This is a genomic window from Oceanicoccus sp. (genome assembly GCF_029238675.1).
Classification (GTDB): Bacteria; Pseudomonadota; Gammaproteobacteria; order Pseudomonadales; family Dasaniaceae; genus Oceanicoccus.
Window position 1 is genome coordinate 18,087 of the sequence record NZ_JAQWFR010000028.1, and the last position, 19,373, is coordinate 37,459.

General features: G+C 47.0%; 15 protein-coding genes. 11 read left to right on the top strand and 4 right to left on the bottom strand.

All coding sequences use genetic code 11. The features are described from left to right. Positions 1 to 14: 14 nt before the first annotated feature. From rnd to P8H32_RS09660, 7 genes are all read left to right on the top strand, one after another. Complete coding sequence (gene rnd / locus P8H32_RS09630; RefSeq protein WP_301089280.1) at positions 15 to 1,157, top strand: ribonuclease D; 1,143 nt, start codon at positions 15 to 17, stop codon at positions 1,155 to 1,157. A gap of 11 nt (positions 1,158 to 1,168) precedes the next feature. Next, a complete protein-coding gene (locus tag P8H32_RS09635; RefSeq protein ID WP_297291857.1) occupies positions 1,169 to 1,450 on the top strand; it encodes a YcgL domain-containing protein in 282 nt (93 codons plus the stop codon). Positions 1,451 to 1,452: 2 nt separating this feature from the next. Next, positions 1,453 to 1,899: a YcgN family cysteine cluster protein gene (locus tag P8H32_RS09640; protein ID WP_297291856.1), complete on the top strand. Its 447-nt coding sequence runs from the start codon at positions 1,453 to 1,455 to the stop codon at positions 1,897 to 1,899. A gap of 102 nt (positions 1,900 to 2,001) precedes the next feature. Then, positions 2,002 to 2,373: a hypothetical protein gene (locus P8H32_RS09645; RefSeq protein ID WP_297291855.1), complete on the top strand. Its 372-nt coding sequence runs from the start codon at positions 2,002 to 2,004 to the stop codon at positions 2,371 to 2,373. 105 nt (positions 2,374 to 2,478) lie between these two features. Beyond that, positions 2,479 to 4,581 (top strand): vWA domain-containing protein, encoded by a 2,103-nt coding sequence (locus tag P8H32_RS09650; protein WP_301089281.1) that lies wholly within the window; start codon positions 2,479 to 2,481, stop codon positions 4,579 to 4,581. Between the two features lie 133 nt (positions 4,582 to 4,714). Further along, positions 4,715 to 5,566 (top strand): MoxR family ATPase, encoded by an 852-nt coding sequence (locus tag P8H32_RS09655; protein WP_297292145.1) that lies wholly within the window; start codon positions 4,715 to 4,717, stop codon positions 5,564 to 5,566. 18 nt (positions 5,567 to 5,584) lie between these two features. After that, positions 5,585 to 6,760, top strand: a complete 1,176-nt coding sequence (locus P8H32_RS09660) for a VWA domain-containing protein (protein ID WP_301089282.1) — start codon at positions 5,585 to 5,587, stop codon at positions 6,758 to 6,760. An 8-nt stretch (positions 6,761 to 6,768) separates the two neighbouring features. On the opposite strand, the gene P8H32_RS09665 is transcribed toward P8H32_RS09660, so the two are convergent. Continuing rightward, on the bottom strand, positions 6,769 to 7,851 hold the full coding sequence (locus P8H32_RS09665) for a 3-deoxy-7-phosphoheptulonate synthase (RefSeq protein WP_297292143.1): 1,083 nt from the start codon (positions 7,849 to 7,851) through the stop codon (positions 6,769 to 6,771). Between the two features lie 171 nt (positions 7,852 to 8,022). On the opposite strand from P8H32_RS09665, the gene P8H32_RS09670 reads away from it, so the two are divergent. From P8H32_RS09670 to P8H32_RS09685, 4 genes are all read left to right on the top strand, one after another. Continuing rightward, positions 8,023 to 10,797 carry a PD-(D/E)XK nuclease family protein gene (locus P8H32_RS09670; RefSeq protein ID WP_301089283.1) on the top strand — a complete coding sequence of 925 codons (2,775 nt, stop codon included), beginning with the start codon at positions 8,023 to 8,025 and terminating at the stop codon, positions 10,795 to 10,797. Next, positions 10,797 to 14,243: an exodeoxyribonuclease V subunit beta gene (locus tag P8H32_RS09675; protein ID WP_301089284.1), complete on the top strand. Its 3,447-nt coding sequence runs from the start codon at positions 10,797 to 10,799 to the stop codon at positions 14,241 to 14,243. The genes P8H32_RS09670 and P8H32_RS09675 overlap by 1 nt, the downstream gene beginning before the upstream one ends. 78 nt (positions 14,244 to 14,321) lie before the next feature. Next, positions 14,322 to 14,879 carry a hypothetical protein gene (locus P8H32_RS09680; protein WP_297292139.1) on the top strand — a complete coding sequence of 186 codons (558 nt, stop codon included), beginning with the start codon at positions 14,322 to 14,324 and terminating at the stop codon, positions 14,877 to 14,879. After that, positions 14,879 to 15,394, top strand: a complete 516-nt coding sequence (locus P8H32_RS09685) for a hypothetical protein (protein WP_301089285.1) — start codon at positions 14,879 to 14,881, stop codon at positions 15,392 to 15,394. Before P8H32_RS09680 ends, P8H32_RS09685 begins: the two co-directional genes overlap by 1 nt. Before the next feature lie 141 nt (positions 15,395 to 15,535). Here P8H32_RS09685 and P8H32_RS09690 read toward each other — a convergent pair whose 3' ends face one another. From P8H32_RS09690 to P8H32_RS09700, 3 genes are read right to left on the bottom strand one after another with little or no spacing between them, the layout of a single operon-like run. After that, positions 15,536 to 16,696, bottom strand: coding sequence for a methyltransferase (locus P8H32_RS09690; RefSeq protein ID WP_297292877.1), 1,161 nt, complete (start codon positions 16,694 to 16,696; stop codon positions 15,536 to 15,538). Positions 16,697 to 16,729: 33 nt separating this feature from the next. Continuing rightward, positions 16,730 to 18,337 carry an ABC transporter ATP-binding protein gene (locus P8H32_RS09695; protein ID WP_301089286.1) on the bottom strand — a complete coding sequence of 536 codons (1,608 nt, stop codon included), beginning with the start codon at positions 18,335 to 18,337 and terminating at the stop codon, positions 16,730 to 16,732. Then, the gene (locus P8H32_RS09700; RefSeq protein ID WP_297292879.1) at positions 18,334 to 19,371 is read right to left on the bottom strand and encodes an ABC transporter permease; all 1,038 of its coding nucleotides are present in this window, start codon (positions 19,369 to 19,371) and stop codon (positions 18,334 to 18,336) included. Before P8H32_RS09700 ends, P8H32_RS09695 begins: the two co-directional genes overlap by 4 nt. Between the last annotated feature and the right edge of the window lie 2 nt (positions 19,372 to 19,373).

Below are 19,373 nucleotides of genomic sequence, written 5' to 3' on the forward strand. Positions count from 1 at the left end.
TCAAGTAGGTTTTAATGCTCACACGTCAAATTGATCATCCTGTTTATATTGAAACCAACGAAGAGTTGGCGCGTTTTTGTGAACAGTGGGCCAAGGCTAGTGTATTAGCCCTAGATACTGAGTTTATTCGTACTGATACCTTTTACCCCATTGGTGCTTTAATTCAGGTATCTGACAGCACCGGTTGTTTTCTGATTGACCCTTTACCGATTGATGATTTTACGGCCTTTAAGGGCTTAATGACCAATCCGGATATTACCAAGGTGCTGCACTCTTGTAGTGAAGATTTAGAAGTATTTGATCGCTTATTGGGTGTTTTACCAGCGCCCTTAATCGATACCCAAATTGCAGCGGGCATGAATGGTTTGGGTTTTAGTTTGGGTTATCAGGCCATGACTGAAGCGCTGCTGCAAATTCACGTAGCCAAAGGTGAAACCCGTTCTAATTGGTTGCAGCGTCCCTTAACCGACTCCCAAATACATTACGCCGCTTTAGATGTCGCCTATCTTCCAGAAATGTACACTATGCTTACCGATTCATTAATAGAAAATGATCGCTTGCCTTGGTTGCAAGAAGAGTGCGATAAGCTGATTAATAACTATGGCGGCCCCAATGCGATTCGACAGCATTATCTAAAAGTTAAATCCGCTTGGAAGTTATCCCAAGCTCAACTGGGTGTTTTACAGTTAGTGATTGAGTGGCGAGAAAATAAAGCCCGCGAGCGTGACCGCCCCCGTGGTCGGGTGTTAAAAGATAGAAGTTGTTTTGAAATAGCCCGTTTGCAGCCAAATAGTATTAAAGCCTTATCCGGTATTGATGAAATTGGCTATAAAACTGTGCGTAATAATGGTGATGATTTATTGGTATTAATTAAGCAAGGGCAGGAACTGGATCAATCAGAATTACCACCTGCGTTGCCCAAACCTTTGCCGCCCGCCAACGGCACCATTATGAAACGTTTAAAAGCCCATGTGGCCAAACGCGCTGAGCAATTAAACATGGCACCAGAATTACTGGCCAAGAAAAAAGATTACGAGTCGCTGCTGCGTTCGGGTTTTCATGGCAGTGAATACCAACTGCCAGAAACCTTATCCGGTTGGCGTAAAAAGGTTATCGGTGATGACTTGTTAGCCCTATTAGCGAAAGAGGGCGTGTAACCGCCAAGCTTATGAAAAAAATCTGTACTATTTATCGAAGCCCAAAGCAGGAAGGGATGTATCTTTATGTGGATAAACAGGAAGATCTAGAGCGTATTCCCGCTGCGTTGTTAAAACGTTTTGGTAAGCCTGAGCAGGCGATGACTTTGGTATTGACCCCTGAGCGGGAATTGGCACGGGTGGATATTGCTAAAGTGTTAGCGAGTTTGGAAGAACAGGGTTTTTTCCTACAAATGCCACCGCAGCCCGATAAAGTTATGCAAAAGCTGCACGAAAAAAACAGCAAGATGTAACCATGAGCGATTCGCAGCCCCGATTTTGGGAAACTAAAACATTGGATGAAATGTCTACAGGTGAATGGGAATCTCTCTGTGATGGTTGCGCTAAATGCTGCCTGCATAAGTTAGAAGATGCAGATAACGGGGATGTGTATTACACCAAGGTGGTTTGCCGGTATATGGATGATAATTGCCGTTGTACTGAGTATCAGCAGCGTAATGAGCTAGTGCCCAATTGTGTTTGGTTACGGCCTGAAGATGTTGAAGAGTTTTTTTGGTTGCCTGCGACCTGTGCTTATCGCTTAGTAGCTGAGGGTAAACCGTTGGAAGATTGGCACCCGTTGATCTCTGGTAGTGCCGATAGCGTGCATAAGGCTGGGGTGTCTATTCAGGGTCGGGCATTAAGTGAAGAGTACGTGCATCCTGATGGGATGGAAGAGCATATTATCAGTTGGGTTGAATAGACTTCTGTCATTCCCGTCTGGTTGTATGCTGTCATTCCCGCGAAGGCGGGAATCTACAGTACGGGGTTCCCGCCTTCGCGGGAATGACGTTCCTTCGCGGGAATGACGTTAAACTTAAAAGGTAAAGCAGCGATGGAAACCGCTAGTGACTATTACATCTCTTGGAGTGTCTACTTGGTAGCCGTTTTGGTAGCCCAGTTATTGCTTTGGCGTGTACTAAGGATTATTAAAACCCAGGACATCAAATTCCTGGTTTCCATTTTGTTTTTCGCACTATTAATTACCCCAGTCCCCCTTGAGACCGGCCAATCCTATTGGGTGCCAGCCTTTATGGCGGCGATTATGGAGGGCCTAAATCATGGGTTTGAAGCTGCGCAACCAAGGTTATGGCCTATCTTTATGACCATGTTGATCTTTGTCTGTCTATCAGTTGCCTGGCGGCTATATCGCCTGCGCCGTCAATCTTCTCAATAGGGTTTTTTTTTACACCCCTTCAGCTTGTTGTGAATGTTGAAATACCTGCTATAAATAATTGTTAATACGGAAAATTATATAGTTAATACTGGAATTTCAACTTGTATGAACACCACGCGCCTTGTCCTGTTAGTTGTTACGTTTTTTTGTAGCAGCTTTGCTGTTGCCCAAGACACCAATAATCTCGCTATCACCGATACTGAATTAACCCCTGATGTCAGAGTGATTATTGATATCTCCGGTAGTATGAAGAAAAACGACCCCCTGAACTTACGTCGCCCGGCGCTTGAGCTATTGGTGCAGCTTTTCCCTGAGGGTTCAAAAGCGGGTGTCTGGACCTTTGGTCAGTGGGTTAATAATCTGGTGCCCAGTAAAAATGTGGATGATGCCTGGCGTACCGGTGCTTTCTCCCAAGCTTCAAAAATCAATTCCGTAGCCTTGCGTACCAATATTCCCGCCGCACTGGAAAAGGCGATGGACGATATTGATAAGCTGGACCCGCGCTACAAGGTCCACCTGATTTTATTAACCGATGGTATGGTGGATGTCTCCAAATCCAGCGAGGAAAACAGACAAGCCAGGCAGCGTATTATCGATGTAATCCTGCCCAGACTACGTGATGCCGGTGTCACGATCCATACCGTGGCACTCTCGCAAAATGCTGACCAGGAGCTAATGCAAAGATTGGCGGTAGAAACTGACGGCCTGGCTGCAGTAGCCGAAACTGCAGAAGATCTAACCAATATCTTTGTACAAGCTTTTGATGCTGCCGCTCCGGTTGAGCAACTTCCGCTGGATGATAACGGCTTTACCGTGGATTCAAGCATTGATGAGTTTACCGCCTTAATTTTTCGCAAGCAGGGGACTGGTGCGGCGACGTTGATCTCGCCCGATAATCAACGCTATACCGTGGATGAATACGGCAGTGATATCACCTGGTTTCGCCAACAGAACTATGACTTGATCACGGTTAGAAATCCCCGGGCGGGCGACTGGGCGATCGAGGCACAGCTTGAGCCTAATAGCCGTATTACTATCGTCAGTGATTTAAGTCTAAAAGTTAGCCCGCTGGCAAAAAGCAATTTTGTTGGTGATAGCGCAGAGATGGCAGCAGCCCTGACGGAACAAGCTGTAGTGATCGACCGCCCTGAATTCCTTAACCTGGTCGATATGAGTTATACAGTTACCCGCAGGGATGATGGCCAGCAATGGCAATTCTCCCTGTCGGAACTTGATCCTATTCCGCTAGATGGAACCTTTCGCTCAAGTCTGGAAGTATTACAGCAAGTCGGTATTTATGATGTCGTAGTACAAGCCAGCGGTAAAACCTTCCAGCGCCAGAAAAAACAAACCATGGCAGTGCGTGAAGCCTTTGATATTCGCTATCGCAGTACAAAATCCAATCCACCCAGTCATAAAGTTTCACTGTTTGCCCGCAATCATCATATTGATGGAGATAACACCACGGCCATAGCCAGTGTCACCTTGCCCGACGGCAGCCAGGAGAATATTGAAGCAATTGCCGTGGGCGATAGACGCTGGCAGCTTAATCTTGAAGGGATTAATACAGCGGGTTATTACGCCGTCAATTTTATAGTGAGCGGCCAGCTAAGCAATGGTGATTCTGTTACTGCTCAAACCCATACGCTGCAAATAGAGCACCCCGTAGTCGGCCAAACCATAGCTCCGGTGACACAGCCAGAATCTAAGCCAGAACCTGTTGCCGAGCCAGAGCCCATTGAAGAGCCTGTGCCAGAACCCACCCCAGAACCAGAAGCGTCTGTAGAAGAGGGTACTGATTGGGCGCAGATGGGCTTATACGGCGCTATTGTTGTAGGTAACCTACTGGTTGTGCTGCTGGGCTTCTTTGCTTATAAAATGATTAAAGGCAGCAATACCCAATCCGAGATTCTCGAGGGCGATGACGATGTCGAAGTGGATCAGGACGAAGAGATAGGGGATAAAGAAGATACTAAGCCTGAGGTAACTGTGGCAACAGAGTCTGGGTCAGAATCCGGGGTGAAAGAAAGTGACAACTTCGATATTGAAATTGAAGATGACGACACCGAAGTTGAGGTTGAAGTTGAAGCTGAAAAAGAAAACCTGGATTCCCAATTGCCCGGTGAAGAAGAGGATGTCAAAGAAGTAGATGTCGACCTGCCTGCCGATGCGATTGATATTGACCCCGGTAGCGAAGATGATAAGTAAATCACGCTACCATCGTCCCAGCGAATAGCCATCATTGCCGCTATTAATACCGAAAGACATAATATGACCTTGTCAATAAATCTTTAAATCGTTAATCTGTCCGGCCATTTTTAATGATCCGCATGGTTTGATTATGAAGTTTCAAGGCACCGATACCTACGTAGCAACAGATGATTTACAGCTAGCCGTTAATGCAGCAGTGACCCTGCAGCGCCCTTTATTAATTAAGGGTGAGCCTGGCACCGGTAAAACACTCCTGGCTGAAGAAGTGGCTGCTTCATTGGGTATGCCATTAATTCAGTGGCATATCAAATCCACCACCAAAGCCCAACAGGGGTTGTATGAGTACGATGCCGTATCTCGTCTGCGTGACTCCCAACTGGGTGATGACAGAGTTCACGACATCGCCAACTACATCAAAAAGGGCAAAATGTGGGAAGCCTTTGCGGCAGATGAGCAAGTTGTACTACTAATCGATGAGGTGGATAAGGCAGATATTGAATTCCCTAACGACCTGTTAGTAGAGCTGGATAAAATGGAATTCTTTGTTTACGAAACTGGCGAAACTATCAAAGCCAAACACCGTCCGATTATTATTATTACCAGTAATAACGAAAAAGAACTTCCCGATGCTTTCCTGCGTCGCTGCTTCTTTCATTTCATTAACTTCCCCGATCACGACACCATGCGTCGTATCGTCGATGTGCACTATCCTGATATTCAAAAACAGCTGGTTAACGATGCGCTGGAATTATTCTTTGAAGTGCGGTCAATCCCCGGCTTAAAGAAAAAGCCTTCAACCTCCGAATTAATCGATTGGCTTAAATTATTAATGGCTGATGATATTCCTGCTGAAATCCTAAAAGAGCAGGATAATAGCAATGCGATACCGCCCCTATATGGTGCCTTGCTGAAAAACGAACAGGATGTACATATGCTGGAACGTTTGGCCTTTATGCATCGTCGTCAGCAGCGTAACCAATAATTAGTAGAGCACACTAATATGCTAATTAGTTTTTTCCAGCTACTTAAAAGAGCCGGTATTCCTGTTTCCATCAAGGAATTACTGGACCTTATCCTGGCGTTAAAAAACCATCTTGCCTTTGCCGATGTGGAAGAGTTCTATTACCTCGGTCGCACTTTGCTGGTTAAAGACGAAAAATACTTCGACCGATATGACCGTTGCTTCAGTGCCTATTTCCGCGATATGGAAAGTCTTGAAGATATACTGGAAGCACTAATACCCGATGAATGGTTACGCCAGGAGTTTAGCAAGCAGCTAACCCAGGAAGAAAAAGACAAAATCGAATCTCTGGGTGGACTTGATAAACTTATCGAAGAGTTTAATAAGCGCCTGGAAGAACAAAAAGGCAAGCACCAGGGCGGTAATAAATGGATCGGAACGGGTGGCACTAGCCCGTTTGGGCATGGAGGTTACAACCCAGAAGGAATGCGCATAGGTGGTGAAGGCAAAAACAAAAAAGCCGTCAAAGTCTGGGAAAAACGCGAATTTAAAAACCTTGATGACAGTGTTGAGTTAGGCACCCGAAATATCAAAGTGGCTCTGCGTCGTTTAAGAAAGTTTGCTCGTACCGGCGCTGAAGATGAACTGGATCTGGATGATACCATTCACTCTACGGCGAATAACGCTGGCCTATTGGATATTAAAATGGTTCCCGAGCGCCATAACGCCGTTAAGGTGTTGTTATTTTTTGATGTGGGCGGTTCCATGGACCCCTTTGTCAAAATCTGTGAAGAGATGTTCTCGGCAGCACGCTCCGAATTTAAGCATATGGAATACTTTTATTTCCATAATTTTATCTATGAGTCAGTCTGGGATAATAATATTCGTCGTCACACCGAGCGCTTAGATATGCTCGATATCCTGCACAAATATACCAGTGACTACAAGGTGGTGTTTATAGGTGATGCCTCCATGTCACCCTACGAAATTCTTCAGTCCGGCGGTAGTGTTGAGCACTGGAATGAAGAGGCGGGTGATGTTTGGATGCGCCGTTTAAAAGAGACCTTTGAAAAAGTGATATGGATAAATCCAGTGCCTGAACAACAGTGGAATTATACCCACTCGATCGATTTAACCAGCCAGTTAGTAGAAGGGCATATGTACCCCCTGACCGTTAAAGGTTTGGAAGAGGGTATGTCTTATCTTTCAAAATAACCGGGGAATTAACGTCTACCTGGCAATATCGCTTTAATCCTGTCTCGCATACCACGAATAGCCGTGGCCGTGGTATCCCAGTCAATACAGCCATCCGTTACCGAAACGCCATACTGCAACTGAGATAAATCGTCAGGAATAGACTGGTTACCTTCATTGATATTGGATTCAATCATCAGGCCAACAATGGATTGATTGCCACCAATAATCTGATTACTAACATCATCCATCACCGCAGGTTGTAACTCCGGTTTTTTACTGGAGTTGGCGTGGGAACAATCCACCATAATATTCTTGGCAACTCCGGCTTTATCCAAAGCTTGCTCAGTCAGCTCAATATGTACCGAGTCATAGTTAGGGCCTTTAGAACCGCCTCGCAAAACCACATGTGCGTAAGGGTTGCCTTTGGTGTGAATGATTGCCACCTGGCCTTCGCCATTAATCCCCAAAAAACGATGGGGCTTGCTGGCGGACTGAATCGCATTCATAGCAACCGATAGACCACCATCAGTACCATTCTTAAAACCTACCGCTGAAGATAGGCCGCTGGCCATTTCACGGTGAGTTTGTGATTCCGTAGTGCGGGCACCAATCGCTGACCAGGCAATACAGTCCTGCATATACTGGGGCGAAATTGGGTCCAGCGCTTCAGTGGAAGTCGGCAGGCCCATTTCAGCCACATCCAGTAATAGCTTGCGGCCAATATGCAGACCTTGCTGAATTTTAAAAGTGTCATTGAGGTGTGGGTCGTTGATCAAACCTTTCCAGCCCACCGTGGTGCGAGGCTTTTCAAAATAGACGCGCATAACAATATACAGGGTATCTTCAACTTCTGCGGCCAACTCTTTTAAGCGAGCGGCGTAATCCAGTGCAGCATCAACATCGTGAATCGAGCAGGGGCCAACCACAACAAATAAGCGGTGATCTTTGCCGTCGAGAATATTGCGAATCACTTCCCGGCTATCGGCAATGCTGCTGGCTGCGGTGGCAGACATGGGCAGGTCTTGCTTTAACTGCTCAGGGGTAATCAAAATCTCTTGCGATTCCACATTTAAATTATCTACTTGTGTATTGATGGTACTGTCGCTCATGGTGTTTTATCCTGATATTCTTTTACTGCCTTCGCTTATTTGCTGGTTAGTGGCCAAGCTAGCCGCTTATTGTAGCTGATATCAGCTGCGGATGTGGAGTCGATATATTAAAACCTATGTATTTAAGCCGGCTGAGGTTACAATTTAGCGACATAAGCGATAAAAATTACCATGCCCCAAGCACTCTCATTTTTTGATGTAAAGCCTATATGGCAGTCACTGGTCTCAGGTCAATTAATCCTGACCCCGAACCAGCGTCTGGCCAGCCGTATACGCAGTGCCTATGCCATCGCCTGTGCTGAAATAAATACGCCGGTGGTGGAAGCCCCCGAGGTTTATTCCATCAGCCAGTGGCTGGATCGTTGCTGGCAACAACTGCTTATCAATGCGGACCCTTTGGCGCTAGCGGTCAAACCCCTTAGTCCAACCCAGGAACAGGCACTATGGGAACAGGTAGTGACTACCTCAGACCTTGGCGCTGCCTTATTGCGACCCTCGGCAACAGCCCAACAGGCGGCTAGTGCCTACCGTACATTGATTGATTGGCGCCAATCCTTAAGTGAGCAGTCATTAAGAGATCAGTTTCTGGCTGATGAAGATTCATCGGTATTGTTGGGCTGGATTGATCAATTTGAGCAGTGCTGTGACAACAATCACTGGCTACCCTCGGCCAAAATAACCGAGCGTGTGATTACTGCGTTCCAGCAGGGTAATCTAAGCCCCCCGCAAACTATTCTCGCCGTTGGCTTTGAAGATATAACACCGCTTAACCAGCAGCTATTAACCTGCGCCGGTGGTTATTCACACTATCAGCCTGAAGCTTGCACCGACTCTGTTAACGTCGTTGAGTGTGATAATAGCCAGCAAGAATTACTGGCTGCAGCAGTCTGGGCAAAGCAGACCTTAAAAAACCAGCCCGATGCCCGTGTCGCTATCGTCATTCCGGATTTAGCACAGCAACGGCAGGGTGTTCATCGCTTATTACTAGAGGTGTTTGCCCCAGACTATAACCAGCCGTTAGATAAGCAAGGTGATACGGCCCTGCGGCGCAATATACCCTTTAACTTTTCCGCCGGTTACCCCTTAATCGAGGCGCCTATTATCAATGCCGCGATTAATGCCTTATCACTGGCGTTTAAAACCCTTGATGTTGATACAGTAGAAAACATTTGCCAATCGCCTTTTTATGCACTGCAAGATGAAGATGGTGAGTTGATCAGTCGGCTAATCGTGGCTGTTAGGAAAGAGAAGTTGTTCGAATTATCCACGGCCAGATTCAGGCATCTGGCTGAAAAAGCATCGGACAAATACCAAAACGCGGAGCTTAACCTTGACGGGCAAACATGGCACTTTGCACAAACGCTACAGGCCATTGGCAACATTACCCGCAGCCACCAGTTGGACGGCACTCGCTCCGCGCTGCAATGGCGTGAGCTCTTTGAACAAATTTTAGAGCTGATAAATTGGCCCGGCAAACGTCGCCTCGACAGTATCGAATACCAACAAGTCAGCCAGTGGCAACAAATCCTTAATGAGTTTTGCTCGTTAAATGTTGTGTCCGGGGCAATGACCTATAGCGACGCATTAACCGCATTGCGCAGTATTCTTTCCAGACATATATTCCAGCCGCAAAGTGCAGATTCAAGCCTGCAAATATTAGGCACCCTGGAAGCGGCGGGGTTGCAGTTTTCCCATTTGTGGTTGCAGTCCATGTCAGAAAAAGCATGGCCACCGGCTCCCAGCCCAAATCCATTGCTGCCTTTCTCACTACAGCGGGAGCAGGGCATGCCCCATGCCACTGCGGAACGTGAGCTGCTTTATGCCAGCAATCTAAGCCAGCGTTTTATTAGCAGTGCTGAACATATAGTGGTTAGCTCACCTGCAGTTATTGATGATAACCCGGCGATGGTTAGCGGTTTATTTGCAGCTTACCCCCGTACCACCCTCGATAAACTGCTGGGTCGTTCACTGGATGCTTTGGTGCCTTTAAAAGAAATTCGTCGCCGTCATTTTGAATCGCAAACTCTTGAAGCCTTTGATGCCGGTTTTGCCCCAAGCATGGCGACGGATGAAAAAATACGCGGCGGTAGCAGCTTGTTTGCCAGTCAGTCAGCCTGTCCTTTTAGAGCCTTCGCCACTCATCGCCTGGGCTTGCGCGCATTGCCCCAGCCAGAGTTAGGCTTGAATGCGGCTGATAGGGGCACCATATTACACCGCGCATTGGAATTGATTTGGCAAAAACTGAAAAACCAGCAATCACTGCTGGCTCTGCCAGAGGATCCATTAAAACAACTATGTGAAGAAACCAGCTACCACAGCATCAACGAATTTTGCCAGCGCCCGCCGCAGCGCCTGGGTGAGCGTTACAAAATGCTGGAACAGCAACGTCTACAGTCTTTATTACTGGCCTGGCTGGCAGTGGAAAAACAGCGGGCTAACTTTACCGTGACCGGTACCGAAACCAAAAAAGCTTTTCATGTTAAAGAACTGATCCTGCAAACCCGTATTGATCGCGTCGACACCCTGGATGATGGCAGTATAGTAATTGTTGATTATAAGACCGGCAGTACCTCTATTAACCGTTGGTGGGGTGATCGCCCCGATGAACCACAATTACCGCTATATAGCATGCTCACTGAAAATGGCGGTGATACGGTGGGTGCTATTGCCTATGCCCAGGTTCGCACAGATGGTTGTGCCCTTAAGGGCGTAGGTGCCGAACAAATACCCGACAAAAGCCTGCAGTGGAAAGACAAATACAAAAACGATGCCGGTGTAATGGATTGGCCACAACTTAAACAGCACTGGGAAAAAGTCTTAACCGCACTGGCCGTTGATTTTATGGCTGGCAAGGCTGCCGTTGATCCCAAGCAACCTGCGCAAACCTGTCAATACTGTGACCTAAGTAGTACCTGCCGTATTAACCATAAGCAGGTAGAAGTCTGATGAATTTACCGGTCGATAATGAGCAGCGTTTAGCAGCACTTAACCCGTTGAAGTCTGTCTGTGTTACCGCACCAGCAGGTTCCGGTAAAACCGAACTGCTCAGCCAGCGGGTGCTAAAGCTATTGGCCACCGCTGACCAACCCGAAGAAATTCTTGCCATTACCTTTACCCGCAAAGCAGCGGCTGAAATGCATCATCGTATTATTGATGCTTTACGTTTTGCCGCCAATAACCCCGAACCGGAACAGGCCCATAAACAACTAACCTGGCAATTAGCCAAAGCCGCTTTAGCCCGTGATGAGCAACACCAATGGCAACTGTTGAAAAACACCGGGCGCTTAAAAGTGCAAACCATAGATAGCCTCTGTGCCAGTCTAACTCGGCAGATGCCAATACTGTCTAACTTCGGCGCCCAGCCGCAGATTAGTGACAGCTCCCAGCAACTCTATCAATTGGCGGTGCATAACTTTTTGCAGCAATTGGAGCAAGAGAATCATTTTGCCGAAGATCTAATGGTATTAATGGCGCATGTCGATAACGATATGGCTAAGGCAGAGCGTTTACTGATTGGCCTGCTGGAGCGTCGTGACCAATGGTTATTACATATTGGTAGTGCCAGTGATCCGGAGGCAGCCAGGGAAAAGCTGGAGCACACACTACAGCTGTTAGTGGCTGATATTTTACAGCAGCTCTATAGCGAATTACTGCCTGTGGCACCGGAGCTATTGCCGTTATTCGATTATGCCGGTTGCAATATGCAATGGCAGCAAAGCGATTCACCGATCACACAATTGGCAGGTATTATTGAGCTACCGGCAACCGATCCATCCGCCTTAGCTGCATGGCGCGCCATTGCCGATATGTTACTGACCCAGTTCAGTGATTGGCGTAAAACCGTGGATAAGCGCGCAGGCTTTCCTACCGAAACCCAGGATGGTGACAAGGCTTTAGCAAAAACCTTAAAAGCTAATTACGTCGAATTACTCAAGGCCTTTCATGGTAATGATGCCTTGCTGGCACTGTTGGTAGAATTGCGTCACTTACCGGAGCCTGAGTTTGATCAGCAGCAGTGGCAGGTATTAGCGTCACTGGCACGTCTATTACCCCTGTTGGTAGCGCAGCTGACTGTTGTGTTTCAACAGCAGGGGGAAGTGGACTATAGCGCAATTTCCATAGCGGCTATTGATGCCCTGGGCGATGGTCTGAGCCCAACCGAATTGGCGATGAAACTGGATCACCAGCTCTGCCATATTCTAGTGGATGAATTCCAGGATACCGCCAGCCCCCAGTTTCGTTTATTGCATCGCCTGCTTGAAGGTTGGTCAGAATATAATAGCGTCAACCCGGAAAAGCCTAACACTTTATTTATTGTCGGTGATGGCATGCAGTCCATCTATGGTTTTAGGGAAGCCAATGTAGGGCTATTTTTAGAAGCGAGAGCACAGGGTATTAATGGTGTACAGCTGGAGGATTTGCCATTAACCGTTAACTTCCGCTCTGATCCCGCCGTGGTTGATTGGGTCAATACCACTTTTAGCCAGGCTTTCCCCCTGGTAGAAAACTTATCTCGCGGCGCTGTACCGTTTGAACATGCCGCTGCCTTTAATGCCAATGATGTCAGCAGTGAAGTTACTATAGAAGGTTTTGTTGGCGAAGAGGCGCGCTTGAAAGAGGCGCAGAGAACCGTTGAGCTTGTGCAGCAGAGCCAGGCGGAAAACCCGCAGGGCAGTATCGCTATCCTGGTCCGTAACCGCGGCCACCTAAAGGATATCATTCCGGCCTTAAGCCGGGCAGGGCTAAGCTGGAATGCTATGGATATTGACCCCCTGGCCAGCTATAGCCCCATTATAGATTTACTAAGTCTGACCAAGGCTCTGTTTAATACTGCTGATCGAATTAGTTGGTCTGCTTTATTAAGAACACCCTGGCTGGGTTTGGATAATGCCGATTTACACCGTCTATTAGCTAATACCAACAAGCACTCCATCTGGTCTGTTATCCAAGATAGTACAGCGCTGGCTGGTTTAAGTAGTCATGGCCGCAAACGTTTATCAGTAGTCATTCAGGTACTGAGCGCCGCCTTTGAACAGCGCTGCCGGCAACCAGCCCGCAGCTGGATTGAAGGCGTGTGGTTGGCGCTGGGTGGCGCAGCCGCAGTCAATAGCCGTTACGAATTTGATTTTATCGACGACTATTTTGATCTGTTAGAAAGGTATCAGCAGGGCGAACTATTGCCCTCCATTAAACAATTTGAGCAGGCGGTGCAGCGCTTATATGCCGCCCCGCAAGCAACGGACAGTCAGTTGCATGTGATGACCATTCATAAGGCCAAAGGGTTGGAGTTTGACCGGGTTATTTTACCGGGCATGGCAAGACAGCCTCGCAGCGATGATAAAACACTATTAATGTGGCGAGAATATTTATCTGCCGATGGCCATAGCTCTGGCCTGATTATGAGCCCTTTAGGCGCAACCGGTGATGAAGAAGATTCCATCTATCGCTATCTGCGTTTCGAACAAAAACAAAGCACACATTTAGAGTGCACCCGTTTATTCTATGTGGCGGCCACCAGAGCGGTTAAGCAATTACATATCCTGTTAACAACGGGAAAAGATGCCAAAACCGAATTACCCAAAGCACCGCCAAAAAACAGTTTGATTAGCAGTGCCTGGCCCGCATTGGAACAACAAGTGCAGTGGACTGATGTTGTGGTGGCGAGCAATGCTGAACAGTTTGGTTTGGATTTTAACCCTTCATCCACTGCCCCTTTACAGCGCTTATCGGCTGCATGGCAGCCTCCCGAGTGGAGCTTTCCCAACCCACTGAAAGATTATTATCTGGATAATAAGGCCGAAGCGCAGGATGCTAACGCGCTTAATATCCCTGTTGCCAGCAATGACCCGGTGCCCCAGTGTGCCGGCAGCGTTACCCATTGGATTTTTGAGGTGATGGCCAAGCAGGGGGTTGATTGTTGGTTGCAAAAAAATCAGCAACAGCAACAACAGTGGTTGCAGGCTTTATTGCATTACCACAAGCTGCCTGAATTACTATGGCCGCAAGCGATAGAAAAAATATCGCAAGCGGTTAACAATACTTTGGCGGATACTAAGGGGCGCTGGTTGTTTTCTCCCCGGCATCAGCAATCATTTGCTGAATTAGCGTTAATGTCGAATAGCGATGGCATAGTACGCAATCATTTTATTGACCGCTGTTTTGTTGATGAGGCTGGGGTGTTTTGGATTGTTGATTACAAAACATCTACACCCCTGGACAATGAAAGCCGCAGGGATTTTATTGCCCGAGAAGTAGCGGAGTATCAATCACAACTAGCCAGATATAAAGCATTATTGTCTAGTCGACTGCAGCCCCCTGGATCGACTGAACAGCCGCTGATAAAGACCGCGCTTTATTTTACCCATTACCCTTATTGGTGCGAGCTAGAATAGTGAGGGAGTAACTTGTGGGTGGTGAAATACTAAATTTGGCTTACTATATATAAAGTAAACAAAGCAAAGGAGCAGGAAATGCTAGATGACGATAGGGAAGAAGGTGAAACCGAGGTTAACCCGGTTGATTTATTAAAAAAGGTTGAAAAACAGGCAGTGGCGAATAAAGTCTTAATGTTCACTGCTATGGCTATCTCGGGCATTATTATCACTGTGATGGCCACGGGGATGACTGTGATGTTCTTAAGAATTTCCGCTTTGACGGAAGCCTCTCAGGTCGAGAGGGAAGGTCCCCTTGAAGAGCAGTTTATTGCTCTGGAGCAACAACTGATGCTACTGGCGGACTTTCGTAAAAGTGAGCTTAAGAAAGTCGTCGCCTATACCAAGCAGTTAGAAAAGGTAGCCAGCGACTGTAGCGTGGAAAAGGCCGCCCCCTACCAACAGTTTTTAGTCACCCGTGAGCAGGATTTCCAACAACTGGTCACCACGATCAAGTCCGGCACCACCGATCTTGCCGGCATGAATAAAGGCTCTAAAAAGTGGCTGGATATTCATAATAAGACCCTGGATGATTTAAAGGACTTAAGTATTGAGCGTAAAACCAAATTAGAAAAACTGACCGAGGGTACAAAATAGTGGCTGACGATACAGTAACTGGCGAAGTCACTCTCGAAGATAAAATAGAGCGGGTACGCAAGCAATCTTTTGGCCAGCTCTGGATAGGGATAGGCTTTCTTCCCGTGTTATTACTAGTATTTGTCACGGGTTTGGTGCTTTTGGCCAATGCCCATAAAACAACGATTAATATGACAGCAGAAAAACCGGAAAATCGCGTCGAGGTATTTCGCAGCAAGGTTGATGGGGTAAAAACTCAGGCCGAAAAACAATACGCCAAATACCTCAGCAAAATGGATGATAAAAGTATATTTACCGTCAACGAGAAGTTTGAAATTATCTATGACTTGTCGACGGAAAGTGAAGAACAATACACTGGGTTGTTAAAGACCTATCAGGTCATGGTATACGAAACTGCCAGCAGGGTGCGAGGTTCGGGTGAATGGTACTATTACTACCGGCAAAAAATTGACCGCTTAGTTAATACCGCCAAAAACCGCGAGCAGGAACTCAAGCAGTATTTTAGCCAAGACTAATCTCCCTATACGTCATTCCCGCGAAGGCGGGAATCCAGCCTGCATACTTATGCTGTTATTTCCGCTAAAGCGGAAATCTACAGCACTGGATTCCCGCCTTCGCGGGAATGACGGTCTTTCGCGGGAATGACGTTGCCTTACTTAAGAGTCATGAATGGCTTCAAGAATGACAAACTTCTTATTGCTGGCAATGGTTCGGCAGTTACCAAACAGGCGCTTAAGTTTAACGTGGTAACTCAGGTGCCGGTTGCCAACAATCCATAGCTTACCCCCTTGTTTTAAAGCTTTATGGCTTTGTTTAAACATTTGCCAGGCAATTTGGTCACCGACGGTATTGCTTTGGTGAAAGGGTGGGTTGCATAGGATAAGGTCAATATCAGCAAGGGTGGTTTGCTGTAGGCAGTTGCTAGGCAAAAAGTTGTCTTTATCTTGCTCTTGTTGTGAATCGAGATTTACAGGATTAAAGTAATTGTCTTTGGCGGAGTCCACCGCCATAAACGATTCGTCAACAAAATAAACCTGGCACTCAGGTTGCTGCCGCTTGACCATAATGCCGAGAATGCCATTACCGCAACCCAGGTCAACCAGTTGATTAGCCTTCGGCAGCTTGTCGTATTGTTGCAGCATAAAGCGAGTACCAATATCCAGCTTGTCTTTAGCAAACACATTGGCATGTTGGCTGATCTGCAAATCAATTTCCTGATAATCATTTTGTAATGGGTAGGGTGATGGCATGGCTTGGTCTTTTTTCTCCGTGCCTGAAAAAATCAGCCGGGCCTTTTTGACTGCCAGAGAGGTGGTGGTAGTGCCAAGGTATTGTTCAAATAACTGTTGATAGGACTTTTGTAAATACTTAACCATGCCGCCCGCGATAACCACCGTGTTATCGCTGATATGGTCTTTGAGGGTAATCAGTTGATGTTCCAGTAGGGCCAGAGTTTTGGGTACTTTGATCAATACCAGATCGTATATGCCGCTGGGGTTTGAGGTGCTTTTTAGCAGATTAATATCCGCTGTCAATTGGTTGCTCTTAATATTTTCCTTGCAGGCAAGTTGGCTAATCAGCGAATCGCTCCAGTGAGTGATGCTGAAGTTTGATAGGCTGCAACTTAGCGCGCCAAAGCTATCGTTAATAATCAACAGTCGGTTACCGTCTTGGGGAAGCTGTTGCTCTGCCAAATGCTGAAGGATTAATTCATCCGCTGCGTCCCAGGCTCTAAGGTTATTGCCCTGGCCTCTGGGTATGCGGTGTAACTTTAGCTCTGCAAAGGGTGACTGTAGAAGAGTGTTAGTGGTGTCCATGGTTTATAGGGTAATGGTTTATAGGGTAATAGTTTATAAGGAGGAGGACAGTGCTGCGGCTAATAAATTTTTGGTATAGCTTTGCCGGGGTCGATTAAATATTGCTTCACTAGTGCCGCTTTCAATAATTTCTCCAGCTTTCATAACGATGGTGTGATGGCTGATAGAGCGCACCACCTGTAAATCATGGCTGATAAAAATATAGCTTAGCTGGTGTTTGCGCTGCAGGTTTTTAAGCAGTTCCAATACCTGTACCTGAATCGAGCGATCCAGCGCTGAGGTGGGTTCATCAAGAATAATCAGTTTAGGCTCAAGAATAACGGCTCTGGCAATCGCAATACGCTGGCGTTGCCCGCCGGAAAATTCATGGGGATAGCGGTGGCGAATAGCGGGATCAAGATCTACTTCCTGCAAAATATCGATAACCTTTTGCTCCCGTTGTTCCGGGCTAAGGTCATGATGGACTTTTAAACCTTCGCTAATAATATCGGCAATACACAGCCGTGGGCTTAAGCTGCCAAAGGGATCTTGAAAAACCACCTGAATATCTTTGCGCAGTGGCCGCATGGTATTTTGGTCGTACTGGTTAATCGCCTGGTCGAGAAAGTGAATATCACCCTCTGAATCGACCATCCGTAATAGGGCCATCGCCAAGGTGCTTTTCCCTGAGCCACTTTCTCCGACTACGCCCAGTGTTTCACCGGGGAGAATACTAATATCGGCATTTTTTACGGCATTAAATAACCTGAGTTTCTGGAAGAACCAGCGTTTACCAACTTCAAAGTTAACGCTAAGCCCTTTGCTGGCTAGTATAGGTTTTTGCCCGTTATTCAAATCCAGGTGGACGGGGTCGCCACTGGGTTCTGCGTCCAGCAATGACTTGGTGTAGTCTTGCTGTGGTTGTGTAAACAGGGTTTGCGTATCGGCTTGTTCAACCTGTTTACCATGCTGCATAACCAGCACGCGATCAGCCACTTTTTTAACCACGGATAAATCATGGGTGATTAACAGTATCGCCATCCCCATACGTTGTTGAATGTTTTTAAGCAGCTTTAAAATCTGTGCCTGTACCGTCACATCCAGTGCCGTGGTAGGTTCATCAGCTATCAGTAAGTCAGGTTCATTGGCGATGGCCATCGCAATCATAATACGCTGTCGCTGGCCGCCAGAGAGTTCGTGGGGGTAGGCGTTTGCCTTATCAGTTGGGATGTCCACCTGATCCAGTAGTTCGATAATTCGCTGCTTTAAGGCTTCACCCCGTAACTGTTTATGCAGGCTAATGACTTCGCCAATTTGGTCGCCGACTTTATGTAATGGGTTTAAGGCGGTTAGCGGTTCCTGGAAAATCATACTGATATTATTGCCGCGGATACTGCGCAACTTATTGGGGTTGATATTCAGCAGTTCTTTACCCTTAAAAAATATCTTGCCACTGGGGTGATGGGCAACGGGGTAGGGTAGCAGGCGTAAAATTGAGTGTGCTGTTACTGATTTTCCTGAGCCGCTTTCACCCACAATGGCTAGAGTCTCACCTGGCTGAATCTCAAAGCTTAAATCAATAACGGCCCTAGTGCGGCTTGCCCCCTGAATAAAATCGGTAGAAAGGCGATTGACGGCTAATAACGGAGTCTGTTTATTCATTGGGCTAGCCTCGGGTCAAGCGCGTCGCGTACGGCTTCACCCACAAACACTAATAGCGTTAGCATAATTGAGAGAATGGCAAAGGCACTAATACCCAGCCAGCCGGCATGTAAATTACCTTTGCCCTGTGCCACCAGTTCGCCGAGGGATGCTGAACCTGGCGGCAAACCAAAACCCAGAAAATCTAACGATGTCAGTGTGGTTATGGCGCCGGTTAAAATAAACGGCATATAGGTCAGGGTGGCCACAATAGCGTTGGGCAAAATATGCCGAAACATAATAACGCTGTTGCTAACACCCATGGCTCTGGCTGCTTTAACATATTCTAGATTGCGACCCCGCAGAAATTCTGCCCTCACTACGTCAACTAATTGAGTCCAGCTAAATACCAGCATAATTGCCAGTAGCCACCAGATGCTCGGTGTAATAATGCTGGAGAGAATAATCAGTAAAAATAGTACGGGTAGTCCGCTCCAGATTTCTATAAAGCGTTGGCCGAGTAGGTCAATAGTGCCGCCGTAGTAACCTTGAATAGCGCCTGCCGCTACGCCGATTACCGAGCTGCCCAACGTTAATGCCAGGGCAAACAGCACTGAAACTCTAAAGCCATAAATCACCCGGGCAAAAACATCCCGGGCCTGGTCATCGGTGCCCAGCCAGTTTTGCCGGCTGGGTGGTGAAGGTGCGGGTGAGGGCAGGTCGGCAATATGAGTGTCGTAGCTATAAGGAACAACCGGCCAGAGTAGCCAGCCTTTTTCATTAATTAAGTCCACCACAAAAGGGTCAGAGTATTCCGCTTCTGTTTCAAAATCACCGCCAAAAGTGGTTTCCGGGTAGGAGAAAAAGGTGGGCGAATAATAACTGCCTTCGTAGCTCACCAGTATCGGTTTGTCATTGGCTATAAATTCAGAAAATAGACTCAGCACAAATAACAGTAAAAATAGCCAGGTACTATAGTAGCCCCTTTTATTAGATTTAAAGGTGAGCCAGCGGCGCTGGTTGATGGCACTGAAGTTGTCGCTATTAAATAACATTG